We start from the raw sequence: 26378 nt of genomic DNA, 5'->3' as shown, positions 1-26378 counted from the left end.
GCGCTATGTGCGTTGTAGCGATATTCATATTTAGAGTTCTAAATCGCCCTTTTCTTCCCATTCTCTACCGTCTTTAACAAATTTGTTGAGTAATTCCTTATTTGTTGTATTATTATCAAATTGCGGTGGTGTGTATGGTTCAGAATTTGAGCTTAAACCGAGAACAGGTGCAAACTCACTAGGCAATACAAGATGGTAGAACAAGATCGTTTTTGTTTTGCCTTGAGTATCTTTGACATTACGTTTGATAGCTATCCGATCGGAATCCATCTGGATATATCCTTCTGCTCTTAAACTATCTATTACATTTTTTACATCTTGGTATTGGTTTTCTTCTAACATATGTTTAAAAACATCTTTAAGCATCTTGACTTGAATGTGATCGTCTTTCAGCTCAATAAGGCCATAATTTTCAGTCATTATGGAGAGTTTTTCATTTTCCGCAAACTTACTACGATTGCGTGCCACGAACTGAACTACACTATCAATCGCTTTGGCTCCCAAACTGCGCTCACTTACGGAATCTACATGATAACTAACTAGATATTCTCTAACTGCATCCAAATCGATAGGTGTCGCAATTACACGTTCTAATATTCGTGCTGAAGTCGTAATGGTGGCATAGCGCTTGAACATACGTATACCTACATTGTTTGTTTCATTGTTAAGCTGTGCTTTGAACCAATCGTGTTCTTTATGAAACCACTTGATTACTTCAGATTCACGATTTAGAAGGTATTCAGCTACTAACGGCATTACGTGTCCATAGTTTTTTGATGTTCCTTTTTTAATGGCGTCTGCATTGTCAGCGCTTGTTGTAAAGACATCAGAAATTTCTATGCATCTTGCTCTCAAACCATCATTTGCACTAGCATCTTTGAATATTGTGTGTTCTGCTGTACTAATCACACTAGATCCAAAGTGGTGAGGTTTTTTTACATTTCCCTCTCGATTAGCACGTAGGCGACCTTGACCCTCTGCTAGAGAATAAAGTAAACCATTTGTATCTTTAAAGGTCGCTGCTGATAATTCGTCTAAAGCAATAGGAACACCAAAATTGTTACTTAAGTATCCTTCAATTGCATTACGGGTGCCGTTCCACCCTCTGAATAATGTTTGGTCACCTTTAGATGGATTCCCTGCTATTGAAACTGCTAATGCCGCTGCAGTCGATTTACCCGTACTAGAGTTCCCCATAAATGAAAATATCGTGCCAAAATATTCGACTTCATGCTTTGTTTTTAAGAACGCAGTCACTAATGAAGAAACACCAAATATCACAGCAAGCTCCAGTAACAAGTTTCCTTTTACTTCATCAAGATACATTTGCCACCAGCCTTCAAATGTACCTTTAGGTTGTAAGTCATACTTTGTTTCACAAATGATTTCATCAGCCTGAGACTGCTCGATGTCTTTTGAAAGATATGGTTCATCTAATGAAATGACAGTACCTTCATCAGTACTTAAGACACCTACACCTGTATACAATGTAGAAATGGGCAGTGATTGACGCATTAATTGTAGTGCATTACCTAGCGATTTAATGTACTTTTCATTGATGCTGAACCCAAACATAACCAGTCTAGGTAACTTTTGTGTCGTTAGAATATCTGACGTTTCAATACGTTCAATATTTTTGCCATCCGTGATAGTCAATTTCTCAACCCCTGTAGTAGGGTCGAGAAATTTGTTTTCTATGATGATTGGACTAGATAAACGAATTATCTTATCTTCGTCATTTTTGTTTTTTGCTCGAATAAGTTCATACCATGCAGTTGAATCTAACCAGTATGGATATTGCTCGAAGATGTTGTTAGCCATTAGCGTTTACCCCCTGTATTAAAAAGTCGAATTTTTTGATACAGGATAGGAGATTTGTTAGAAATTCTTTTGATAGGAGCGTCGCATCCTTTTCTTTCCCACGCCCCAAACATGCGACCTACCTCTCTAATTTCATTAGTAGTACAGTTGAAAGTGCCAACCTGATTTACTAAGTCATTAAAGATGAACGTCTCTCCGCTGTATTTTTGTTTCGCAGCTTTCTTTGATGCTCCATACAATTGTATTACTCGAATAGGTTTATACTTCATAAGTAATTACCGCCTTTATAATTTTTTCTGAATCATAAAGATTCATTACGTGTATTACATCACACAAAAATAAACCTAACTGTCTAACCAAGAATGATTGGTTAGACAGTTAGGTTGAATAAAGATTGGTACTAAAGAGATTGAGTTGTAGTAATTATTTTTTGAAATATTTTTGTCTCAAGTTTAGATTATCAATTACATTCATAGAATTAATTAGAGATAGATGAGTTTCACTAGAAATTTTAAAGTCATAAATGAATAAGTTTAAGTCGTACTTATTTGATTTACTATTAGTTAGGCCATTTTTAGCATGGAGAGGTGTTATTGTATTACTCCATTTTTTTGTCGTTTTTATAATTTGATTACTCAAATTAAGGACTTCTATAGGCGCATTTGTATGAAAGAAATTCATGTTCTCGCAAATATGTGTGTAAACACCTGATAAAGTACTAAGCAAAGTTTCCATAAATGGTAGCTGATCCATATAAAATAATTTATGTATAAACAAATTTGATACATTTATAAGTTCATTATCGATGATATGAAAAGATGAAAAATCACCTTCATCATCTTCATTTCCTAATTTGTCATCTGTAAAGACAATGTGTAAGTGATTTTCAGTTAATTCATCTATGTCGTTATGTAGTTGTTGAAAATCAGCGTTGAATTTTAATTTTTGTTCCTCAAAATCTTGGAGTTCTGAATAATTAACTTTTTGCTTTTTTAATATATTTAATTCTTGCTTGTTAAATAGTAAAGCAAAATAGCTATTGTTGCCAGATGCATTTTTGTGTTTAGCATGTGTATTACTGTCTATGTACAAATATCTAAAATAAAAAACAGACAAAATTGTTAGTACATCACTAAAAGGGAACCTTCCACGAATGTTGTCTTTTGATAATTTACCAATTAATGAATTTAGATTTACAGTTATCTGTTTTTCTTCATCTGTGTTGATATCAGGGAACCTATTTAATAGTGTCTGTATTATAGATGAAATAAGTTGTTCTTTTGTGAAATATCTTTGAAATATCTCATTATTTTTGTCATTTAAATCTATATTGATTTGTGTACTTATATCAGCAATCATATTTAAGTTTTCCCATTCTTCATGTGAATATGATGAGGAGTAGTTATTTGAATAATTATAGTTTTTACGTTCGAGACCATTTTTAATTGTAAAAGCAGTGTTAAGCATATTATCCAGTGATGTGATATTCGAATTATTTTCATCGTAAAATCTAAAAGGTATATCATTTTTATAACCAAAAGTAGCATTTACAGTAGCTCTTTTAAAAGTAGTGTCGTCAAGAGTTATAGATCTATCATTATGTAATTTTAATAGTACATGTTCCTTTAGTTTACCTTTAGGTGTGAACAAATAAGTGAAAATTGCATTTTTATATTCTTCAAATTGATCATCTAAGTTTGAGGCATCCATGAACCTTGTTAAGACTTCATAAAATCCTTCGTTGAATCCACGCATAAAAGTATCTACACCATCATCAATACCTAACAAATCAATTAAATTTGGTAAAATATTTTTTATATAAAGTTTATTATTTTGAAATTGATAACGTGTGTAATTGCCTTCATTATCGAATTCGACTTCGATTGTTGATGAACCTTCAATATCTTCTAATGATATGTTTATTTGATTGATTATATCCTGTATGAATTCAGAGTTATACTTTAAAATTAGTTTTAGTGTCATGTATATTGTCATTCCTTTATTATCATTTACTTCTATTTAAATATAAGCTAAGATAGTTATATAAATAAAGGGAACGTACGTTCTTGTTAAAGGGGTGTTTTATGTCAGTATTAGAAACAAAATTAAAAAATGAGATGTCTAAATCTACAAAACTTTCAAGTAAAATGAGTAAATTGACTGGTGATATAAAGAGGCTTGAACGAAAAATTGACAGATTAAGTAAAAAAAGAAATCCTACTAAAAGTAATATTAATGAACTAACAAGAAATCGTAAGAAGATTGTTGGAAAGCAAACAGAGTTGTCAAAATTATATGAAGAATTCAGTAAAATTGAAAGAAAAATTAATGAGACTCGAGCTAAACTAGATAAAGAACACACTAAACAACAAGATAAATTAGAGAAAACAATAAATAATTCAAGAAATGATAACCACAATATAATGACTCAACTTCTCTCAAATTCTGAACAGATTAATGCATTGTCAGAACAGGTAAAGCAATCTGCAAAACAAAAAGAACTAATTGAATACGATGTTTTTCTGTCACATTCAAATTTAGACAAAGAAGAATATGTGTCTGAATTAAGTGATAAATTGACTGATAAAGGGGTGAAAGTATTTGAAGATGAAAAAGTATTTGAAATAGGTCAAAGTCAAACACAAATGATGAATATGGGGATATTAAATTCAAGATTTGTAGTAGTGTTTTTATCTCGAAATTTTATTGAAAGTGGTTGGAGTAAATATGAATTTATATCTTTTTTAAACAGAGAAATTAATGAAGATAATATTATTATACTACCAATTTGGCATGAAATTAGCATTGAGGAAGTTAAAGAATATAACCCATATTTGGTAGATAAGCATGCTTTGAGTACTAGTAAATATACTATTGATGAAATGGTAGATAAAATAAATTCAGTGGTTATTAAGTCTAAGCAGTAATTTACTTGCATACAAAACAACTATCCGATTTATGCAAAAGATAGTTAAAGCATGCAACAACGATGTTTATATATATAAATTCAAGGAATATTATTATAAATACTAACGAGGGTGAGATAATAATGTCTACAGACAAAGATTTTAATGATTTGTTTTTGAACAATGTGAATTCAAATGACATAAGCACTAGAAGTATGATGGGGGAGTATATTATCTATTACGATAGTGTGGTTATAGGTGGGTTATATGATAATCGGCTATTAGTAAAGGCTACTAAAAGTGCGCTAGATAACTTACAAGAATATTCGTTAGTATCACCTTATCCGAATGCTAAAGAAATGATATTAATTCCAGAATTTACTAAAAGAACAGACTTACCTAATTTATTTGAAAATATTAAAAATGATTTGGAAAAGGGGAAGTAGATGAGATTAACAAATATAAGGTTATTGACTAATCAATATCGAGCTATGTTTCAATTTTATAAACACAAATTATGTTTAGAGAATGTATATGGTAACGAAAATTCTAATTATGCAGATTTTAAATTAGGTGAGATATATTTATCATTATTTGATAGAGAAGAAATGATGAAAGTACTAAATTACAGTGGGGAAATTTCAAATAAAAATATACAACAAGTAATTGTTATAGAAGTAACAAATTTAAATAATACTTATGAATCTTTAATTGATAAAACAAATGTCATTACAGAACCAACCACTAGAGAAGCATGGGGAATCAAATGCTTCCATATTCTAGATCCAGATAATAATATTATAGAATTTTATAAACCATTGTAGATTAAAGTAAAAACAAGCCCTCTCTAAGACTAAATAATAAGAGAGGGCTTATTTTGTGTCTTTAAATTAGTTGTCATCCACATAATTTTTAAGATTATCCAGTTTATTCTCCCAATACATATCGAAATACTGTAGCCAGTCGTTCACTTTTTTCAGTTCTTGAGGCTGAGCTTTGTATCTAGTTTCTCTGCCGAATGTCTTTTTTGATACTAAATTAGATTCATATAGTATGGTTAAATGCTTATTGATAGCTGTTCTTGAAATTGTAAATTCATTAGTTATTGATGTAATTGATTTTTCATCATTAGAAAGAATCATTAAAATTTTCCTACGGTGTTTATCAGCAATAGCATGAAATACATCATGCTTTGGTTCTACTGATTGCATTATGAAGTCACGTAATTTACTAAATGAGTGTTAACAATTTCATCCCAACCATCATCCATAAATCCTTGGACAACAGAATGTGGCTGACCAAACTCTGTTTCTTTATTCTCATCCCAACCAGAATGAATCAGTGTAAATTCAGTTGTATCGTTATCTAGTGCTTTTAATTCAAATGTAAGGTTCCAATCTTTCCCCCAATCAAAACTTACAATATTTTTAGGTTCAATTTTAGTTACTTTACAAGGGGAATCTCCAAACTCAGCTGCGTATAATGTAAAATCTTTCCCTACAACAGGTTCGAAATCATTGGGCATCCACCAAGCTGCTATACCTTCAGATGTAGCTACTGCGTCCCAAACTTTATCTTGGGAAGCATTTAACGTTATAATTTTTTTGATTTCTTTTAACTCAGAACTATTAGACATATAAGGACCTCCAAATAAAAATATAACACCTATAGGTGTTATATTTATCATAACATTTTTTAGTGTTTTATCAAATTTTCGAGAAATTTATTACCTTTAGTAATACTTATTTAGCACTAACAAATGATAAGGTATATTATAATTTAGTAAAATGTATAGATTATGATAATTGAATATAGAATATCAGTCGTTAAATATTCTCGATTTCATATTTAATAGACTTTTTATTAATTCATTAGGTATTTCGTGAGCAACAAAGTGGCCACCTATATTGGTTAACTTCCAATCAGCAATATTGTCGTATTTTTTAGCAATTCTTTGAATTGGTATTCCTATATCGTGTGGTGTAGAGATAACAAAAGTATTTGTTTGGTTATAATCTGGTGCTTTCCCCCAATCTGTATTATCATGCTTATAAAATCTACTAGAAGAAGGCATTGTATTGTATACCCAGTATATCATTGTGGTATCTATTAACTTTTCAATGTCAATTTTAATATTAGGATCTTTCCAGTCTATAAATTGTGAAGCAATCCAACTAAGTAAACCAGCTGGAGAATCACTCAGAGCATAGGATAAATCTTGAGGTTTAGTCGACTGCAATATGCTATAACCTGATAATTCATATTGATAACGTAAACTCGCTTGATATGATAATTTTTCTAGTTCATTATTGTCTGATATTTGCTCTTTATTATATATGTTGGCATGTTGTAACATCGATACATGGATACCTAGGATGTTTCCGTGATTTAACAACGCCATTTTTCTTGCGATTACAGCTCCAAAATCTTCACCATGTATAAAATATTCTTGGTAATTCAAATGTTTTAAAATACTAACAAATATTTCAGCAACATCGTCGGTATTCATATTAGTAACTGGTCCGGATATACCGAAACCGGGAATCGATGGTATAATGATTTCGAAATCCTTGGAGAGTTCTTCAATTAATGGAAAAAAAGCCAATGGTGTGTCTGGCCATCCATGTATAAGAACCAGTAACGGACTATTGTCTTTTTGACTTTCTACGTGTGTGAAGTAAATTTCATGTTCTTTTTCTTTTATACTATAAAGATTATTCTGGTTTAACTTTTTTACTACACGATACATGTCATATTCATTTAACCAATAATTCACCCAATATTTCATTTTACTTTGAGTGACACTATTAGAATTTAAAATAGATTGGTCTTCATCAGGGAACCTAGTAAGTGATAATCTTGTCTTCAAATCTTCAATCATATCTTCTTGAAATTCCAAGGAAATCTTTTTTGTATTATTTTGTTTCATTTGATCATCCTTTTTCTTTTTTATTTTTACACTTTTAATGTAAAATAAAAACGTGACAGTTTATGACAACTTTTAGGAGATTATTATGAAAAAAAGTGAAAGAATTAATCATAAACTTACATTTCTAAGTAATAAACACACATTTAATTTAGAAGACTTATGCAAAGAATTTAATATCTCTAAACGTACTGCTTTCAGAGATATACAAGAATTAGAGAGGCTTGGTCTTCCTATTTATGTAAAATCTGGGAGAAATGGCGGATATACTATATTAAGGAAAACTAATATAGTACCGTTATATTTTACAGAGACTGAAATTTACTCAATGATTTTTACCTTTCAATTATTAAAATTAATAACTACAACTCCATTCGATGTTTCATACGAAAGAATATACCAAAAATTTATAACTTCTTTATCAGATAAAAGAAAATCAGAGTTAAAAAATTTTAATAAACTAGTTCAATACAAAGAATCATCATTAATTAGCCAACCGCTTAATTTAAAGCAACTATACGAATATATCTATAATGACACAATTATTCATTTTTCATATTCTAGATATGAACAGCAAGTAAAGGTAGTACAACCAGTCAAATTAGTAACACAATATGGGCATTGGTATTGTGAAGGATACGATATAAATAAATACGTTATAAGAATATATCGTTGTGATTATATGGATGATATAGAAGCTTATCATGATCAAAGTATGAGGCAATCAAAGGAAGACATAGAAAAAATAAAAGAACAAATTGAAAATAATGAGTCTACTTATACATTTAAGGCAAAAGTGGATGAAATAGGTGAGGATATTGCACACAAAACACAGACATTAGAAATTTATATTGAGAATAATGATACTGAAACTTATATTTATGGCGATTTTAAAGATACACAAATTGATTTTGTTGCCAGAGTTTTATTAACATTTGGGAATCACATTGAAATTATTGAGCCTAAAAATTTAGTAGAAATGTATAAAAAATATTTAATGGAAATGATCTGGAAAATTCCTTAAGTAAAGAGATAGTATTGGTAACAGAATATAGTAACATAGCCAAGGAGAAATATTTATTCATATAAGTGAGGTGACACTTATGGCTAAATTAGATAATGTACTAGCAATTTTATGGATGCTTAGTTCAGATAAGAAAGTTACTGCGAAGCAAATTTCGGACAAGGTAGAGATGAATATCAGAACTGTTTATCGTTATATGGATACACTTTCAAAAAGTGGCGTGCCCATCATTTCAGATACTGGACATAATGGTGGATATACATTGTTAAATGATTTTATTGAAGCGCCACTCTTTTTTAATTCTGAGGAGCAAATAGCATTATGCCATGCTGCAAATTTTGCAGAAGAAGCAGGTTATTATGGTGGAAAATCTTTGAATAGTGCTATTACAAAGTTGAAAAATTATTCAAATTTTGAACAAGCAATTGAAATAGAAAAGTATATGTCTAGTGTTGAAGTAATTAAGCGCAACAAAGTGTATACTACAGATAGCCATTTGGAAACATTAGAATGTTGTGTAGTTAATAGAAATTCTGTAATTATTTCATATAGAAAAAATGGAGATAGTATATCAAATGACAGACAGGTGAATCCATATAGAATTATTTATTGGAAAAACAAGTGGTATTTGATTGGATTTTGCCATCTTAGAGATGATGTTCGAACATTTAGAGTGGATCGAATATCAAGTCTTACAGCAACTGAGGAAACATTCGAACAGCTTGAGCACATTTCAATAGACAGTTATTTTCCGGGAAATTTACTACCAATTATGGAAAATGAAGGGGTAACAACTAATTTAGTAATTAGTGGAGATGTAAATACACTAGAGGAAGTTTGCCACCATTGGTTTCTCGGGCATTACTTAAAAGAAAAAACATTCAACCGAGCAGAATTTCAACTTGAAGAAGATATTATGCATAAATACATACCACAAATATTATTGCCATATGGTAAAGGAATACAAGTTTTAGAGCCCTTGAGCCTGAAAGAAGTCAAGTCCAGACTCCTGTGTAAAATGCTATACAATGTTTTTACCATTTCTACTTATCAAAATTGATGTATTTTCTTGAAGAATAAATCCATTCATCATGTAGGTCCATAAGAACGGCTCCAATTAAGCGATTGGCTGATGTTTGATTGGGGAAGATGCGAATAATCTTTTCTCTTCTGCGTACTTCTTGATTCAGTCGTTCAATTAGATTGGTACTCTTTAGTCGATTGTGGGAATTTCCTTGTACGGTATATTGAAAGGCGTCTTCGAATCCATCATCCAATGATGCGCAAGCTTTTGAATATTTTGGTTGATCGATATAATCATGAATCAATCGATTTTTAGCCTCACGCGCTAAGTTAATATCTGTGAACTTAAAAATTCCTTTAACAGCTTCTCTGAAAGATTTTGAATTTTTTTTAGGAATGGTGGTAAAGATATTTCTTAGGAAGTGAACTTGGCATCTTTGCCAACTTACGTTGGTGAAGGATTTTCTAATGGCAGAGACTAATCCTTTGTGCGCATCAGAAATAACGAGTTCCGTACCTTGTAAACCGCGTTCTTTTAGGTATTCAAAAAATGTTGTCCAGGTCTCTTCGCTTTCGCCACTTTGAATCATGAAGCCGATAATTTCACGGTCGCCATCTTTGGTTATTCCAATCGCTATATGACAGCTTTTTGAGAGTACTCGATTTTCTTCTCGTACTTTTATATAGAGTACATCGGTCATTAAGTAAGGATAATTTTTTTCTGATAATAAACGATTCTGCCACTCGTTAACCATAGGTTCTAGCTGTTCTGTTAAGCTAGAAACGAAGGACTTAGAGACGGATTTACCACAAAGTTCTTCCACAATTTTTGATACTTTACGAGTTGAAACGCCTGATACATACATTTCCAACATTGAAGCCATGAGGGCTTTTTCGTTTCGTTGATAACGTTCAAACACTGTGGGTGAAAAATGGCCATCACGTGTTCTGGGTACTTTTAATTCTAGCGTGCCTACACGTGTCGTAAAGCTGCGCTCATAATAGCCATTTCGTTGACTTTGTCGGTTTTCTGTTCGTTCATATTCTTTTGCTTGAATATATTCTGTTCGTTGATTTTCCATTAGTTGATTAAATACCGTTGTTAAAATATTTTTAGAAACGTCATCCTTTACAGAATATTCAATAATGCTTTGAATCTCTTCGCTTTTCAGTGTAAAATGTACTTGGGTCATGTAAAAGTCCTCCTGGGTATGTTTTTGTCGTTAAAAACATTGTACCGTAAAAGGACTGTTATATGGCCTTTTTACTTTTACACAATTATACGGACTTTATCCTGAAAGAAGAAATAATTAATAACTTGTACAATTTAATAGAATTTTATCAAAAATAATAGCTTTCTTGACGTTAGGTGTCAGGGAAGCTATGTTACATTTTGCTATATTAATAGCGAATGGAGTATGATTTTATGAAAATATCAAAAGTGTATCTTTATGTATTTAATACAATGTCCGATTGGGAATATGGTCATTTAATAACTGAATTGAACTCAGGAAGATATTTTAGAAATGGTTTAGACGCATTGAATGTCATCACGGTAGGTGGCAGCAAGGAAGTCGTAAAAACGATGGGTGGATTAAAAATAATACCAGATACGGCTTACGATGAGTATAAGTTAGAGCGTAATGACCTTTTAATTTTACCTGGAGGAACGAATTGGAATGACCAAGTACATAAACCTATATTAGAAAGAGTTGGTACTGCATTAGATGAAGGAACAATTATTGCCGCGATTTGTGGTGCAGTTGATGCTTTAGCTAATAATGGTTATTTAAATACTAGGCAACATACAAGCAATAACTTAGAATATACTAAAATGATATGTCCTAATTATAAGGGTGAAGAATATTTTGAAATGAAGTCGGCTGTGTCTGATGAAAATTTAATTACTGCTTCAGGTATTGCACCGTTAGAATTTGCTCGAGAGGTGTTGAAAAAGTTAGACGTATTCGAATCAGATACATTGGAAGCATGGTATAAGTTGAATAAGACACATCAAGCAGAATATTTTTATAAACTAATAAATTCGATAAGTTAATGCGATTAAGGGAAGGACACAATACCATGTAGATGTGTCCTTCATTTTTTAATTTTTTTAAAACAATTTTACAATAATAAGCAACCAATGATACATAGATGATATTAAAGAATAATTGACCTTAAAGTAATGTTTAATGATAAATTTTGAAATAAGGAGGTTGAGTTACATGAGGATTGATGAAGTTTCCAAAAAACTAAAAATTGCTAAATCGAAAATCAGATATTATGAAAAAATTGGCTTACTCAGAATACCGAGGGACACAAATCAATATCGGTATTTTGACGATACGACTATGATAGATTTGAAAATGATTATGGACTTAAAAGTACTAGACATAGATTTAAAAGATATGAAGTATATTATTGAATTGTTTCATAAGCCGACAACAAAAATATGTAACACCGATTCTGTGGAGTATATAAATAAAGTGATTCAAGAAAAAGAAGAGGAGTTGAATAATCAAATATTGATACTTAATAAACTTAAAAAAATTCATGAATTATCTAAAAATAATCAATATGAACTCAATAAAGAAACAATTTTAAAAGAACTCAATCAAAGGAGAGAACATAATGATTAGTATCATATACGGAGGCAATCAGTCAGGAGTATGTTTTGATTTATATCAGTCAATTTTACAGAAGATAAATAAAGACAATACGCATATATTTAATTTGCAACAAATGGATTTGCCATTAATATTGGAGAATGGTTACTATTCAGAACTAACAAAACAGCAAAAACATATAATCAATACTTTGAATGAATCAGAGATATTAATTTTTATTTATCCACTATATTGGTTCAATGTCCCACCAATAATGAAAAGTTTTATAGACCAAGCATTTTGGCCAGAAAATGCCTTTAGTTTTAAGAGAAAGCAATATTTTAAAAAGGGGCTATGGAAAGATAAAAAGGCAATCATTTTGTACACACAGGGAGGGCCAGAAATTTTTCACAAATTAAAGAAGCGGATGGGATACCATGTACTTAAATATCCACTAAACCTTTCTGGAATATATAAAATTTCAACCTACCATCTCGATAATATAAATAGAAGTAAAAATACGAACGAAAATAATAATATAAAGATTAATCAACTCACTAGGAAAGTAATAAAAAATTTAGAATTATAGTTCGAATTTTAAATTAAAGATGTTCTGTAACGATATGTAATTGCGAAGGTCCAAAAGTCCTTAATGACTTTTGTATATCTAACAAATGGTTGTGGCTCTCACATTGAATTTCTGCACAGTAATTATAATAACCTGCCATACGATATATGTTTTTAATATTCTTCAGACTGCTTAATATCTTCTCTAGTTCGATACACTGACTAGTTTTAATATGTATAAAAGCTGATATTTGATTTTTGAGGTGCCCTGTTTCAATTGTGAATTTTGAAATGATATTAGTGTCTAATAATTTCTCGATACGCTCTTTTACAGCAGGTTGTGATAAATGGACCTTTTGTGAAAGTTGCTTATAAGATAATCGGCCATTTTCTTTTAAAAGTGTGATTAATAGTTTATCAGTATTATCCAAATAAATAACTCCTTATTAAATAAAGTTTTACGGTAATATACTTTATTTATACCATGTAATACCGTATTTTCAACTATTATACTTTTAATTAGGAGGGATAAGAATGAAAATATTTGGATTAGCACATATTGCTATTATGGCAGAAAATTATGAAGAAACGATTTCGTTTTATACAAATTTACTACAATTTAAAAAAGCCCACCATTGGAGTTTAGAAGAATACCATATTAAAGAAGCATGTATGTTATGTTCGTTAGATGGACAAACATATATTGAAGTATTTGATAAACATGCAAGAGTTCCACGTGAAGGACACATACTTAAGAAATATGACGAGAATGTACATGGACATGTATTACACTTTGCGTTAACAGTAGATTCGGTAAAGGAAGTAGTAATGCATTTAAAGAAAAGTAATGTTAAAATACTTAATGCATTTGAATCATTATCACTAGGTCAACCAGCAGTTGAAGTTATAAATGCAATTATTGAAGGTCCGAACGGTGAGATTATTGAATTATTAGAACCAGTAAAATTTTGATTGTATTATAAATAAAATTAAAAATGAGTTATATATAATCCTCTTACGTATAAATTATGTAAGAGGACTTTTTATATAACTGAAGACAAATATCTGTAATAGTACACTAGAAACTTGGTTTAACTTTTCTTTTCGTAAATAAATGTAAAGAGATACCATAAGGATCTCTTACATAACCATAACCTTCAGTATAGAACTCTGGGCTAAATTCTTTTAATACCTCACTGCCTTTGTCTATTAACTGATCATACACACTTTTAGTTTCTTCTACGTGGTCAAAAGTGATGCAAAGAGATATATTATTTCCTTGAGTTATTGGCAAACCTTCAGTGTCATCCGCAATCATAATTTTTATATCTCCAAATTGAAGGACACATTGGTCAATTTTATTTAAATCTTTTTCATCGATATTAAGTTTCTTATCTATCGGTCTATCCTTAATACGTTGGATATATAGCGTTTTAGCGTCAAATAGTTCTTCATACAACTTTTTTAAACCATCTGCATTTTGCGTAATTAAAAAATAGGGACTTACTTGAAATTTCATAGTTTTTCCTCCTTAGATTTGTTATAAATAGAGTATATACTTTATTGGTATCATCTATTGATACCAAAAGGAGAATAATAATGAAAAAATCTATTAGGTTATATCATATGATTGAATATTGTAATGAAAATAGGACTTTCAAGTTGAATGATTTAATGTCAGAATTTAATATTTCGCGTAGTACTGCTTTAAGGGATATAAAAGAAATTGAAGCATTAGGTGTGCCCTTATATAGTAGTATAGGGAAAAATGGTGGCTATACGACTATAGGTAATCGAAACCAAACGAAAATAGCAATCACAGACGAAGAATTGAAAGCTTTAGTATTTACGCTTTCAAGTATCTCAAATGTGAGTAAGCTACCTTTTCAAACAGAATACCAAGAAATATTAAAAAAGTTATATAATAATTCGAATAAAAAAGAATTGATAAACCAGTATAATGCGCTATTTCAATTTTTTAATGAAGATACATATCAGGTCAAAAGTTATAAGTTATTTAATGAAATCATTAGATTAACAATTAGTAGTAAGTCATTTAAAATCTGCTATTCACAAAACTACTTGAATGGTCAATATAAAGGTATTGGTATCTTATATAAAAATCAAAAGTGGTACTTCGTTGTTGTTAATATAGGATCAAAATTAGTGAAGCTATTAAATATTTCAAAAATAGAAGAATTATATGAAATGGGAGAAACACAAGACTGTAATGATATAACTATGCAGAATTTTCAACAGTTCATGGTTAAAAATGAAAATGCCATTAATATGCAAATTAGAAGCAATATCATTGGATTAAATATCTTGAAAGGATATTTGTGGAGTGACTATATGATTGAAAATATTAACGAAGAGACATATTTGTTTAAATCGAAAGTGAACGTGGGAGATATAGATTTTATAGCTAAATTAATAGTCACATGTGGTGCCAATGTCAAAGTAGAAACTCCTACTAGTTTGAAAAATGGTGTTAAAGCTGAATTAACTAAAATAATAAAGATGTACTAATAGTAAATTAATTATAATGGCAATGATAAAGGCGAGTATTACATAAATGATAAGCTTAAACATATGTAATTAATCCGTTGTATAATTAGAAAACCGCATCACCAACCGATAAGCAGAGACATATCACAAATAAAACTAAAAAATAGGTTGTATGTAACTCACTTTGAAATTGATTGAATATATAGTATCTTTAATAAAATGCAGCTATTGTGGCGTAGAATTTGAGAATCAAAAAAGGATTAATATAGTTTGAAGAGACTGAGCATAAATACTAGAAAAATGGCCAGTAAATGAGTTTATTATAAATTCATTTACTGGCTTCTTTAAATAATTATCTAGACAATTTGCTTTTCTAGACATACTCTGAAATGCGCTATTTTCTTTAAGAATATTAATATATGACTTGTGTTGGTAATGATAACCTTGGTTAGAGTGTATTGTCATGTGATAGTTAAGATTAGATCTTTTAATTAAAACATTGTTTTAAATATCGATGACAAGGTCTAATGTAGGACGTGTAGATATAAGGTTCGGAATTATATAAATCCATAAAAGGAGATAAATCGAAAACCTTTATACCCTGGGTGGGTATATGTTATAGTATAAGTAACTTTACTATAACATTTTCATTAGGAGGAGTTAATTTGAAGAATAATGGTGAAGAGCTTAAGCATCAAAATCACATGAATCATTCCAATCAAATGCATCATGATAACCATGAGTCACATAATCATCATAGTGGCCATGCACATCATCATGGGAATTTTAAAGCTAAGTTTTTTGTTTCATTAATTTTTGCAATACCTATCATTTTTTTATCGCCAATGATGGGCGTTAAATTACCTTTTCAATTCACATTTCCAGGTTCTGAATGGGTAGTGTTAATATTAGGTACAATTTTATTCTTTTATGGTGGTAAACCGTTCTTGTCTGGTGGTAAAGATGAAATTGCTGCAAAAAAACCAGGCATGATGACCTTAGTTGCCCTAGGCATTTCGGTAGCTTATATTTATAGCTTGTATGCTTTTTATATGAATAACTTTAGTAGTGCAACTGGTCATACAATGGACTTTTTTTGGGAATTAGCTACCTTAATTTTAATTATGTTATTAGGACATTGGATAGAAATGAATGCTGTCGGAAATGCTGGAGATGCCTTAAAGAAAATGGCAGAACTTTTACCTAATAGTGCTATTAAAGTTATGGACAATGGTCAACGCGAAGAAGTTAAAATATCAGAGATCATGACTGATGATGTCGTCGAAGTAAAAGCCGGAGAAAGCATTCCAACAGATGGTATTATTGTTCAAGGACAAACATCCATAGATGAATCCCTAGTCACTGGAGAATCAAAAAAAGTACAAAAAAATCAAAATGACAACGTTATTGGGGGTTCTATTAATGGATCTGGAACAATACAAGTCAAGGTTACAGCTGTTGGAGAAGATGGATATCTTTCTCAAGTTATGGGACTTGTTAATCAAGCACAAAATGATAAATCTAGTGCTGAATTGTTATCTGATAAAGTGGCGGGTTATTTATTCTACTTTGCTGTAAGTGTCGGCGTGATTTCGTTTATCGTCTGGATGCTCATTCAAAAAGATGTTGATTTTGCACTCGAACGTCTCGTAACTGTATTAGTCATTGCTTGTCCACATGCTTTAGGTCTGGCAATACCTTTAGTTACTGCACGTTCTACTTCTATAGCTGCCCACAATGGTTTAATTATTAAAAATAGAGAGTCTGTAGAAATGGCTCAACATATCGATTATGTAATGATGGACAAAACCGGTACTTTAACTGAGGGTAACTTTTCTGTGAATCATTATGAAAGTTTTAAAGAAGGATTAAGCAATGATACTATAATAAGCCTTTTCGCCTCATTAGAAAGTCAGTCTAACCATCCATTAGCTATAAGTATTGTTGATTTTGCAAAAAGTAAAAATGTTTCATCTGCTAATCCACAAAATGTCAATAACATTCCGGGTGTTGGAATAGAAGGAAGTATTGATAATAAAAAATATAAAATAACAAATGTCTCTTATCTTGATCAGCACGGATTTGAATATGACAATGACTTATTTATAAAATTAGCACAACAAGGTAATTCAATCAGCTATTTAATTGATGAACAACAAGTCATTGGCATGATTGCTCAAGGAGATCAAATTAAAGAAAGCTCAAAACAAATGGTAGCTGATTTACTATCAAGAAATATTACACCAGTTATGCTTACGGGTGACAATAATGAAGTGGCACACGCTGTCGCAAAAGAATTAGGTATTAGTGATGTGCACGCACAACTCAAGCCAGAAGATAAAGAAAGTATCATAAAAGATTATCAACGTAGTGGTAAAAAAGTAATGATGGTCGGAGACGGTATCAACGATGCGCCGAGTCTTATAAGAGCCGATATTGGTATAGCAATTGGTGCAGGCACAGATGTTGCAGTGGATTCAGGTGATATCATACTTGTTAAAAGTAATCCATCAGATATTATTCATTTCTTGACCCTTTCAAATAATACTATGAGAAAAATGGTGCAAAACTTATGGTGGGGTGCAGGTTATAATATTGTTGCTGTACCTTTAGCAGCTGGTATTTTAGCATTTATCGGCTTGATTTTATCACCTGCAATAGGTGCTATTTTAATGTCACTAAGTACGGTTATTGTTGCAATTAATGCCTTTACATTAAAATTAAAATAAAAGATAGGAGTTTTATTATGATTAAAAAATTATTTTTTATGATATTAGGATCATTACTAATATTATCAGCTTGCTCCAATAATGATGAAAAAGATAAAGACACTAATGACCAAAAAAGTGAGAGCCATATGAAGCATAATGATGAAAGTAAAGTTCCAGAAGATATGAAATCGACTAATGAGGGTGAATTTAAAGTGGGAGATAAAGTAACGATTACAGCAGGGCATATGCCAGGTATGAAAGGTGCAGAAGCTACTGTAAAAGGTGCGTATAAAACATATGCCTATGTTGTAAGTTATAAACCCACAAATGGAAATGAAAAAGTAAACAATCATAAATGGGTCGTAAACGAAGAGATTAAAGATGCACCTAAAGATGGATTTAGTAAGGGCGATACTGTTAAATTAGAAGCAAGTCATATGTCTGGTATGAAAGGTGCTACAGCCAATATAGATAACGTGAAAAAGACTACTGTTTACGTAGTTGATTACAAATCCAAAGATAATGGTAAAATCATTAAAAATCATAAATGGATGACAGGAAATGAGCTGAAAGCACGATAAAAATCTAGTTCTAAATTGAGAAATAAATAGATATAAAAATATCCTCCTTAATCAATAATTTAAATAACTTATTATTGTTAAGGAGGATATTTTTTAGTGTGTAAATTAAAAAGAATTTTAGAAGAATAACATTTATCAAAAAAACTGTTCATTACCTTATTAATTGAAATTATATAATTAAAAACCGCATCATTAACCGATACGCAGAACCCTATAATAAATAAAGCTAAAAGTTGAGTTGTACAATATTTATTACTTTAAATGAGATAGTATTTCAATATTGCTATTTGAATAAATTTATATAACCTATATAATGAGGATGAATAATTAGAAGAAAGGTGAATTTAATGAAAAAGTTAAGGTATAATAATTTAAATAATAAAACCAGATTAAATCATCAATTTAAATTTTCTAGTGTGGCCCTCATTATTAGCACTTCTTTAATGGGATATAGTGTGACTTCAACACCATCAGTAGAAGCAAAAGATAAGGCTGATTTAAATATTGAGACACATTCGAATAGTGAAAATACGCTAGAAAAACGCATTCAAGAAGGTAAAGAGAAAATTGATAAACTAAAAAACATTAAAGATAGTCAGAAAGATGCTTCTATTAATGAAATTATAAAAGCTAAAAGTACAGAAGAAGTTGAAGCAATATTGAAGAAAGCAAAAAAGGTTGATAATAAAATCATTGAACAGAATAAAGTGCAGAGTCATTTAATTGAAAATGACAAAAAGGAAGTATCTGAAGATAAGGAAAGTGTAAAAAGTGAGTTAGATGGTCAAAAAAATATAGCTTCTTCTGTCAAAGAAAAGTCTAACCATATTGAAGAACAAGATAGTAATGAATTGTTCGATCAAGAAGGTCTGCAAGATAATACGTTTGATGCTAATTTAAATCAAAGAGATACAAAGCAAGATACAGCTCATTTGTTTGATGATAGTGTTAATTTTTCCAATTTAGTTGATATGGGTAAACTAAATGAAGAAAGTAAAGATATAGCAGATATGAATGATAGTGAAGAAAATAAAAATACGGCTTCAGAAAAAGACGAAGGCGCTGTTAAAGAAAACAACCAAGACGGTTTAGCATTTAAAGATACATCTAATACTAAGAGTAATCAAATGCAACAATCAGACGAAATTAAAAAAGACATCGATAAAGTTACGACAAACCATTCAAAAGTAAAAGATAATTTAGATTATTATGTCGAAAATAAAGAAAATAATTTAAAGATATTGGATTCAAAGCTTTCTGAACGAGACTCAATATCTGCTAAAAACAAAGAAAAATTGAAAAAGGAAATAGAAAAAACGCAACAAAGTCTAAAAAAACAAAATGACGTTGTATTAAATCATTTACAATCTGTAAATAATAAAGAACAAGCTGTAAAAGATATTGTTAGTGGTACTTTTGATGAAAAGAGTGCACAATCTATTTTAGAACGTATAGATACAAAAGGTAAAACAGATCAACAAATCGCGAGTCAAGTTGTTAGTGAGTTAGATAACTTATCTACTACTACGAGTGATGATATTTTAAAATCTATGTTTGATAAAACATCTGATAAGCAAGAACTTATTAAAACAATTCTATTAACTAAATTTGATCATATAGATACATCAAAAATCGTTGATGAAATAATGCATAAAAATCCTAGTAACGAACAAATTGTAGCTTTAATCAAACATCATTTTGGGGACAATGTTACAAGTGATGATATTTTAGAAAATATATTGGACCAATCTCATGATAAACGTAAAGCTTTAGAAACAATGCTAGCTACGAAATTAAATGATGCTAAAGCTAAAGCGCTTGCTGACGTTATTGCCAAAAAAGAAGATTCTAAGCATAACTTATTAAATCTAATGAAATCGGGAATTAATAATGAGTTGAATGATCTATTAAAGGCTGATAAAGACATAAGTAAATTTAAAGATGATATGCATGGTTTGTTTGAACCATTAAAATATACGCCAAGTTTATCTAATAAATTTGATGGGAGTTTGTTAGACAGAGCTGAACAGATGCGAAAATTAAGTGGAAATTCAAAATTACTTGGTACACCAAGTCTATTTGACGATTTATTTAATAGAAACAGTATATTAGATGGAATTAAGGATATATCTAATCCTTCGCCTGGTCGTGCTTTATCTCTAGGTGATTCCTCGGGTAGCTTTTTAAGTGGTTTATTTGACAATAATGGTGATTTTTCTTTACCTGATACAGGAACAGTAGTAAAAAAATCAACGATTCCATTAGGGATTCTACTTTTCATTATAGGTGGTGGATTAATATGGTTCACCAAACGAAATAAATAGAAAAATTGTAAATATTAACTCATACTGTATTTTAGTATGAGTTAATTCATATAGTATATTTAAAATGCTCCATTCAAAGTGAACACTAGTAAGTGGGACTTTGAATGGAGCATTTGTATTTTAAATGAATAAAAGCTAAATTAAACACTTTAATAAATAAAATAAAGGGAATATTTAAACATACTAGTTATTACCTGTAATGTAACTCAATTCAGTTGCAGCATCTGCATCAATTGTTCTATAAGAAACGATACCAAGTCCTTTAATGTTTGATTCTGATATAACGATAGAACCATCATCGTTAACTTTTTCTACAAAAGCTACATGACCGTAGATCTGGTCTGCTCCTTGTTGACCTGCCTCAAATACAACGGCAGTGTGAGCTTTTGGTGTTGAAGAAACAGCATAATCTTTTCTTTCTGCTCGATTATTCCAGTTTCGTGCGTCGCCTAAATCACCACTCACATATTTGTCGAACTGTGCCATGCGATTATAAACATACCATGTACATTGCCCATGAGGATAAGGAGAGTCATTTGTTGTTTCTGAAAATGGTTTGAAAGCTGAATCATAATCATCGTTGTTCGCTTTGTAGTTATCTAAATCAGGCATTTTTTTATTATCAAACTGTGTTAAGTCATAGTGGTTGATAATACTATTTAATTTGTCCGCGTATTGTGAATCAGTCGCGTATGTGGTAGCCAAATGCATTGTTGCTGAACGGTAACTATTAGCTTCACTTTTCCATGTTGGTTTATAAATGTCCTTTTTACCATCGATGCCGTGTTTGATTAAATTGGCATAATCTTCCAATGATTCTTTTTTGCTTGGATAGCTACGGAAGTTTGCTGAAATTTGAAACGTATGGCTGCCATTATCTTCGAGTGTATTAAATGTAGCCGACTGACCTTCATAAGCTCCTTTTATTCCAAATAAATTGAAATGTGGTGAACTAGCAAGATCGCTAGTGCCTGAGTCAGATTCTAATATGGCTTGGGCAATCATAACAGATGCATAAATATCTTCATCTTGACCTATGTCGTGAGCGTCTTGTGCAATTGATTTAATAAAACCTCGTGTGTTTTTATTTTCAGTAATTGTTATATCGTTAGAATTTTTACTATCATCCGATAAATTTGGCAATTGTTGGAAAGTTGCAGTAGATCTGATGTTTGATTGTTTTATGTCGTTTTCAAATGATTGAGCTGGCTTTTCTTTTTTAGCTAATTGTGATTCAGAAGGTAATTGAGGGTTAGCATTTGTATTAGATGCCTGTTTCTCAGAATTATTTTCCTTACTTTTACTATTTCCATTTGATAAATCATCTTTTTTAGCATCATATTGTTTTTTATTATTTTTAGCATTTTCACTATACTCGTCTAAAATTGCATCTAATACTTTATCGTCAGATTTTGTATCTGATTTATCAGCATTTTCGTTATCACTGTTGGCATTATCGTTTTCAGTAGCAGGTGTGTCATTATCTTTGTTGTCTAGATCATCAGCATCATTATTTGCTTCTTCATAAGATTGATCTTGTTGGGAGGATTGTTTTGACTCACCATCATCTTTTTTTTGATTTTTATCAACTGGAAGTTTGTTTGATTCAGACTTATTATCTATATCATCGTTCTCTGACTTCTCAGATGACTGTACATCATCAATGTCATCTTGTAGTGAACCCTTATCACTATTTTTTTCTAAATTGTTAGTATTTGATTCGTCACTATCATCCGAATTTGTCGTATTTGGATTTATTTGATCTCTAGATGTATCATCATTTTTACTCTCATTCTTCTCGTTTTGTACATCGTTATTCTCTATAGTAGAAGTTTGTTTCATTTTATTATTAGAGAACAGTTGATTTAATAATTCAGATAGCCCATCATTGTCACTCTTAAAAGGTTCTGGCTTGAAAACATTCAAACTATCATAAGACGATGAATCATTAAATGAATTTTCAAATGAACTCGGTATTTTTTCGTTGGATGATTCATTATCAGAAGTTTTATGTCTTTTATTATTAATATCTTCTGTAGTCCTTTCATCTTTTGTACTATTTAACTTACTCTTGCGTTCACTATTTTCCTTTTCATCACTAGCTTTATTCTTTTCATCATTTCCATTTTTTGATGAATGTGATTGCTTAGCTTGCTCCTCATCTTTTTCCTTATACACGTCATTTGATTCAGAAGTTGTGGCACTTTTTTCTAAAGATTCGGCACTAACATCGTTGATAGAAAATGATGGAATAAGTAAAGAAGTTGAAAGCAAACAGACTAATAATTTTTGTTGCTTCATGAAAATACCTCTTTTCTAAAATATATTATTTTGCTATGTACAAACTATGGTTTGTCTTGGTACACTGTAAACAGACTTAGATTTAGTTGATTCGTATCAACTATAAAATGTATAGACTTTATTAATGCATTCAGTATATCAACTTATATGAAATTAACAAATAGTAATTTTAAATTTATGTAAGAAAAATCAATAGATACAGTTTTAGAGGTGTATAAATGAAGAACGCAATAAAATTATTTGTAATGGATTTGAAAAAGATTGCTAAGACGCCTGCTGTTTTAGTGATTTTAGGAGGTTTAGCACTTCTTCCTTCTTTTTATGCTTGGTTTAACTTAGAAGCGACATGGGATCCATACGGTAATACTAAAAATATTAAAGTGGCTGTTGTAAATGAGGATAAGGGAGATACAGTTAAAGATAAAAATGTGAACGTGGGCAATAAAATTACCAATAAACTAAAGAAAGATGATAACTTTGATTGGCAATTTGTAAGTCGAAAAAAAGCCGATCATGATTTGAAGATGGGCGATTATTACGCGGCCATTTACATACCAGAGAAGTTTACACACCAAATTACCGGCACACTTCGAAAAAACCCACAGCAAGCAGACGTAGAATACAAAGTGAATCAAAAACTTAATGCGATTGCGCCTAAAATGACAAATGCAGGGACGAGTGCCATTGTTCAAAAAGCAAATGAACAATTTAATGAGACAGTAACAAAAGCATTATTAGATGAAGCAAATCGACTTGGCGTGAAACTTGAGGAAGAAATTCCAACCATAAATAAAATTGAAGATGCAGTATCTAAAGCTAATGATTCTATACCTAAAATTAATGATTTTGCTGATAAAATAATATATTTAGATGAAAATCAGGATGAAATTGACAATTATGCTGATGAATTTAGAGCGTTAGGAAATCATAAAGGTGAGGTTATAGATGCTGCAGATAAATTAAACCAAGTTAATGCGGCCATTCCGACATTAAATGAGCGAGCTAAATTGATATTGGCATTAAATGACTACATGCCAAATATTGAAAATGCCTTGAATGTTGCATCTAATGATGTACCAGAAGCTTTTCCAAAAATTAATCGTGGTGTAGACCTTGCAAGCGCAGGGGTTGACGCAGGGTTACAAGGCCTGAATGAAGCGCAAGGATATTTACCTGCAGTGCAACAGCGTGTCGAAGGCTATCAAGAAGTCGTTGATAATGCACAAGAAGCAAATCAAAATGCTAATAATCGATTACAAGAAAATGTTGAAACCGAGCAGCAAAGTTCTAAAGGGTCAGATAGTTATTCAAATATTAAAACTTCGCAAATAAGTAATAGTAATAGTAATAGCGACAATGCTGGAAATAATCAAAATGGAACAGCAATAAGTAGTGAAGATGTAAGCGCAATGGAAGCTTCACTATCAAAATCATTATTATCTTTATCCAATTATACCGACAAACAAGCGGAAAGTAGTCAAGAAGATATTAATGCGCTAAAAAATGTCACTTACGGTATTATATCTACAGATAAGCCAAAAGATTTCAAAGAAACTTTAGATAATATTAAATCTAGGCTTGAAGTAACAAGTAAGTCCAATCAAAAGTTTATAGATATATTATCAGAGCTTGAAGATAGAGAAAAGGTAGATCTTTCTGATGAGATTAAGGAATTAGAATCAGCAAATAATAGAATTAATAATTTAATTAAGACACAAAATCAACTTAGTGAAGCACTTTCGAATGGAAGTTCTGGTAAAGAAGAAGCAGTAGAATTACTTAAAGAAATTCCACGCGTGAATAGTAGCTTAGATGATTTAAGAAACTATATTAAGTCAGAACTAAACCAAAAATTATTAGATGTATCTAATGATGTGATGTCATTATTAGATGACGGCGATATAAAACTATCAACTGTTCAATCGAAATTAAACACAATTGATCAAGTTATAAATTCAGGAGAAAGTATTTTAACTACTGGTAAGGATAGAATTGAGACGATTCAAAGTGCACTACCAGTTATTGAGCAAAGATATATGGATGCAATGTCTATTGCTCAAAATTATTATCCACAATTTAAACAAAGTGTTTCTAACGCAGCATCATTTATTGAAAATGACTTGCCAGGTTTAGAACAACAGTTATCTGATACAACAGCAACTGTGAACAATACAATACCTACACTGTTTAATCGCTATGATAATTTGGTAGATATTTTAGATACAAATCAACCACGTGCAAAAGAAAGATTGCACAATTTGGCAGATTTTGCACGTAATCAATTACCAGATGTTGAAAAAGATCTGGCTAAAGCGAACAAACTATTTGATGAGATTGAAGACGACGATGCAGTGGATAAAATGGTAGACCTATTGAAAAATGATTTGAAAAAACAAGCTAATGTAATCGCAAATCCAATTAATATAGATCAAAAAGATATATTTCCTGTGAAAGACTACGGTTCAGCAAGCACACCATTTTACACAGCATTAGCAATATGGGTAGGAGCTTTATTACTAGTAAGTTTATTAACGACAGATAATAAACATAAATCATTAGAGCCACATCTAACGACAAGAGAAATTTATCTAGGAAAGAGTGGGTTGTTCTACACGTTGGGTATTATCCAAGCACTCATCGTATCAATTGGAGATATAGTGATACTGAAAGCGCAAGTTGAATCTGTTGTATGGTTTATTGCTATATCAGTATTCTCATCACTTGTATTTATTTCAATTGTATATACTTTAGTGTCATTGTTAGGAAATCCAGGGAAAGCAATTGCAATCATCTTCCTTGTACTACAAATAGCAGGTGGTGGAGGAACCTTCCCTATCCAAGTTACACCAGAGTTCTTCCAAGTCATTCACCCTTATTTACCTTTCTCTTATTCAATAGATGCTTTAAGAGAAGCAGTTGGAGGACCTGTACCTGAAATTTTAACTAAAAAATTAGTGATACTTTCATTATTTGGTATAGGATTTTTATTAATTGGTGTTATCTTTAAACCAATTACTGATCCACTGATGAGAAAAGCAACTGAAAAAGCTGAAGAAAGTGATGTAATGGAATAAAGTTAT

General features: G+C 30.8%; 24 protein-coding genes and 1 pseudogene. 14 read left to right on the top strand and 11 right to left on the bottom strand.

What is annotated here, in order from left to right; all coding sequences use genetic code 11:
* Positions 1-30: 30 nt before the first annotated feature.
* The 3 genes from cch1 to ACM595_RS09470 form a co-directional block, all read right to left on the bottom strand.
* Positions 31-1821, bottom strand: a complete 1791-nt coding sequence (cch1, locus tag ACM595_RS09480; RefSeq protein WP_210127390.1) for a cassette chromosome replicative helicase — start codon at positions 1819-1821, stop codon at positions 31-33.
* A complete protein-coding gene (locus ACM595_RS09475) occupies positions 1821-2090 on the bottom strand; it encodes a hypothetical protein (protein ID WP_031838353.1) in 270 nt (89 codons plus the stop codon). Before ACM595_RS09475 ends, cch1 begins: the two co-directional genes overlap by 1 nt.
* A gap of 154 nt (positions 2091-2244) precedes the next feature.
* On the bottom strand, positions 2245-3804 hold the full coding sequence (locus tag ACM595_RS09470) for a hypothetical protein (RefSeq protein WP_369077966.1): 1560 nt from the start codon (positions 3802-3804) through the stop codon (positions 2245-2247).
* A 101-nt stretch (positions 3805-3905) separates the two neighbouring features.
* Between ACM595_RS09470 and ACM595_RS09465 the strand changes: the two genes are divergently transcribed.
* From ACM595_RS09465 to ACM595_RS09455, 3 genes are all read left to right on the top strand, one after another.
* Positions 3906-4748, top strand: coding sequence for a TIR domain-containing protein (locus ACM595_RS09465; RefSeq protein WP_031838355.1), 843 nt, complete (start codon positions 3906-3908; stop codon positions 4746-4748).
* Positions 4749-4870: 122 nt separating this feature from the next.
* Complete coding sequence (locus tag ACM595_RS09460; RefSeq protein ID WP_071664966.1) at positions 4871-5173, top strand: TfoX/Sxy family protein; 303 nt, start codon at positions 4871-4873, stop codon at positions 5171-5173.
* Between the two features lie 24 nt (positions 5174-5197).
* Positions 5198-5551: a VOC family protein gene (locus tag ACM595_RS09455; RefSeq protein WP_419744276.1), complete on the top strand. Its 354-nt coding sequence runs from the start codon at positions 5198-5200 to the stop codon at positions 5549-5551.
* Between the two features lie 66 nt (positions 5552-5617).
* On the opposite strand, the gene ACM595_RS09450 is transcribed toward ACM595_RS09455, so the two are convergent.
* From ACM595_RS09450 to ACM595_RS09440, 3 genes are all read right to left on the bottom strand, one after another.
* The gene (locus tag ACM595_RS09450) at positions 5618-5938 is read right to left on the bottom strand and encodes an ArsR/SmtB family transcription factor (protein ID WP_031838358.1); all 321 of its coding nucleotides are present in this window, start codon (positions 5936-5938) and stop codon (positions 5618-5620) included.
* Complete coding sequence (locus ACM595_RS09445; RefSeq protein WP_031838359.1) at positions 5938-6363, bottom strand: SRPBCC family protein; 426 nt, start codon at positions 6361-6363, stop codon at positions 5938-5940. Before ACM595_RS09445 ends, ACM595_RS09450 begins: the two co-directional genes overlap by 1 nt.
* 183 nt (positions 6364-6546) lie before the next feature.
* Positions 6547-7656 (bottom strand): epoxide hydrolase family protein, encoded by a 1110-nt coding sequence (locus tag ACM595_RS09440; protein ID WP_031838360.1) that lies wholly within the window; start codon positions 7654-7656, stop codon positions 6547-6549.
* 85 nt (positions 7657-7741) lie between these two features.
* Between ACM595_RS09440 and ACM595_RS09435 the strand changes: the two genes are divergently transcribed.
* Together ACM595_RS09435 and ACM595_RS09430 are read left to right on the top strand one after the other, a co-directional pair.
* A complete protein-coding gene (locus ACM595_RS09435; RefSeq protein ID WP_369077967.1) occupies positions 7742-8677 on the top strand; it encodes a helix-turn-helix transcriptional regulator in 936 nt (311 codons plus the stop codon).
* 79 nt (positions 8678-8756) lie between these two features.
* Positions 8757-9737, top strand: a complete 981-nt coding sequence (locus ACM595_RS09430; RefSeq protein ID WP_419744275.1) for a helix-turn-helix transcriptional regulator — start codon at positions 8757-8759, stop codon at positions 9735-9737.
* On the opposite strand, the gene ACM595_RS09425 is transcribed toward ACM595_RS09430, so the two are convergent.
* Positions 9721-10893 carry an IS256-like element IS256 family transposase gene (locus tag ACM595_RS09425; RefSeq protein WP_000195429.1) on the bottom strand — a complete coding sequence of 391 codons (1173 nt, stop codon included), beginning with the start codon at positions 10891-10893 and terminating at the stop codon, positions 9721-9723. The two genes, ACM595_RS09430 and ACM595_RS09425, sit on opposite strands and share 17 nt — an antisense overlap.
* A gap of 233 nt (positions 10894-11126) precedes the next feature.
* On the opposite strand from ACM595_RS09425, the gene ACM595_RS09420 reads away from it, so the two are divergent.
* From ACM595_RS09420 to ACM595_RS09410, 3 genes are all read left to right on the top strand, one after another.
* Positions 11127-11756, top strand: coding sequence for a type 1 glutamine amidotransferase family protein (locus ACM595_RS09420; RefSeq protein WP_031838363.1), 630 nt, complete (start codon positions 11127-11129; stop codon positions 11754-11756).
* A gap of 169 nt (positions 11757-11925) precedes the next feature.
* Positions 11926-12339 (top strand): MerR family transcriptional regulator, encoded by a 414-nt coding sequence (locus ACM595_RS09415; RefSeq protein WP_031838364.1) that lies wholly within the window; start codon positions 11926-11928, stop codon positions 12337-12339.
* Positions 12332-12895: an NAD(P)H-dependent oxidoreductase gene (locus tag ACM595_RS09410; protein ID WP_031838365.1), complete on the top strand. Its 564-nt coding sequence runs from the start codon at positions 12332-12334 to the stop codon at positions 12893-12895. The genes ACM595_RS09415 and ACM595_RS09410 overlap by 8 nt, the downstream gene beginning before the upstream one ends.
* A gap of 13 nt (positions 12896-12908) precedes the next feature.
* On the opposite strand, the gene ACM595_RS09405 is transcribed toward ACM595_RS09410, so the two are convergent.
* Positions 12909-13304: an Lrp/AsnC family transcriptional regulator gene (locus ACM595_RS09405; protein WP_050439585.1), complete on the bottom strand. Its 396-nt coding sequence runs from the start codon at positions 13302-13304 to the stop codon at positions 12909-12911.
* Between the two features lie 103 nt (positions 13305-13407).
* On the opposite strand from ACM595_RS09405, the gene ACM595_RS09400 reads away from it, so the two are divergent.
* Positions 13408-13845, top strand: a complete 438-nt coding sequence (locus ACM595_RS09400) for a VOC family protein (RefSeq protein ID WP_031838367.1) — start codon at positions 13408-13410, stop codon at positions 13843-13845.
* Positions 13846-13951: 106 nt separating this feature from the next.
* Here the strand turns inward: ACM595_RS09400 and ACM595_RS09395 are convergent, their stop codons facing one another.
* Positions 13952-14392: a VOC family protein gene (locus ACM595_RS09395; RefSeq protein ID WP_031838368.1), complete on the bottom strand. Its 441-nt coding sequence runs from the start codon at positions 14390-14392 to the stop codon at positions 13952-13954.
* An 80-nt stretch (positions 14393-14472) separates the two neighbouring features.
* Here ACM595_RS09395 and ACM595_RS09390 point away from each other — a divergent pair, with 80 nt between their 5' ends.
* Positions 14473-15402 carry a helix-turn-helix transcriptional regulator gene (locus tag ACM595_RS09390; protein ID WP_031838369.1) on the top strand — a complete coding sequence of 310 codons (930 nt, stop codon included), beginning with the start codon at positions 14473-14475 and terminating at the stop codon, positions 15400-15402.
* A 330-nt stretch (positions 15403-15732) separates the two neighbouring features.
* Here the strand turns inward: ACM595_RS09390 and ACM595_RS09385 are convergent.
* A pseudogene (locus ACM595_RS09385) lies at positions 15733-15846 on the bottom strand (IS3 family transposase); the annotation flags it as partial.
* Positions 15847-16046: 200 nt separating this feature from the next.
* Here ACM595_RS09385 and ACM595_RS09380 point away from each other — a divergent pair.
* From ACM595_RS09380 to ACM595_RS09370, 3 genes are all read left to right on the top strand, one after another.
* Entirely contained in the window at positions 16047-18110 is a 2064-nt protein-coding gene (locus tag ACM595_RS09380) for a heavy metal translocating P-type ATPase (RefSeq protein ID WP_164548940.1), read from the top strand.
* A 17-nt stretch (positions 18111-18127) separates the two neighbouring features.
* On the top strand, positions 18128-18673 hold the full coding sequence (locus ACM595_RS09375; protein WP_000592150.1) for a YdhK family protein: 546 nt from the start codon (positions 18128-18130) through the stop codon (positions 18671-18673).
* A gap of 347 nt (positions 18674-19020) precedes the next feature.
* Complete coding sequence (locus tag ACM595_RS09370) at positions 19021-20997, top strand: GA module-containing protein (protein ID WP_069825951.1); 1977 nt, start codon at positions 19021-19023, stop codon at positions 20995-20997.
* 183 nt (positions 20998-21180) lie between these two features.
* Here ACM595_RS09370 and ACM595_RS09365 read toward each other — a convergent pair whose 3' ends face one another.
* Positions 21181-23298 (bottom strand): amidase domain-containing protein, encoded by a 2118-nt coding sequence (locus tag ACM595_RS09365; protein ID WP_069825950.1) that lies wholly within the window; start codon positions 23296-23298, stop codon positions 21181-21183.
* Positions 23299-23516: 218 nt separating this feature from the next.
* On the opposite strand from ACM595_RS09365, the gene ACM595_RS09360 reads away from it, so the two are divergent.
* The gene (locus ACM595_RS09360) at positions 23517-26372 is read left to right on the top strand and encodes a YhgE/Pip domain-containing protein (RefSeq protein WP_129531079.1); all 2856 of its coding nucleotides are present in this window, start codon (positions 23517-23519) and stop codon (positions 26370-26372) included.
* The last annotated feature ends 6 nt before the right edge of the window (positions 26373-26378 follow it).

The sequence above is a fragment of the Staphylococcus sp. LKG3-1 genome, from assembly GCF_048568385.1.
GTDB classification, from domain to species: Bacteria; Bacillota; Bacilli; order Staphylococcales; family Staphylococcaceae; genus Staphylococcus; species Staphylococcus saprophyticus.
The sequence above is the reverse complement of the archived record's forward strand: the minus strand, read 5'-3'. Positions and strand labels throughout refer to the sequence as shown.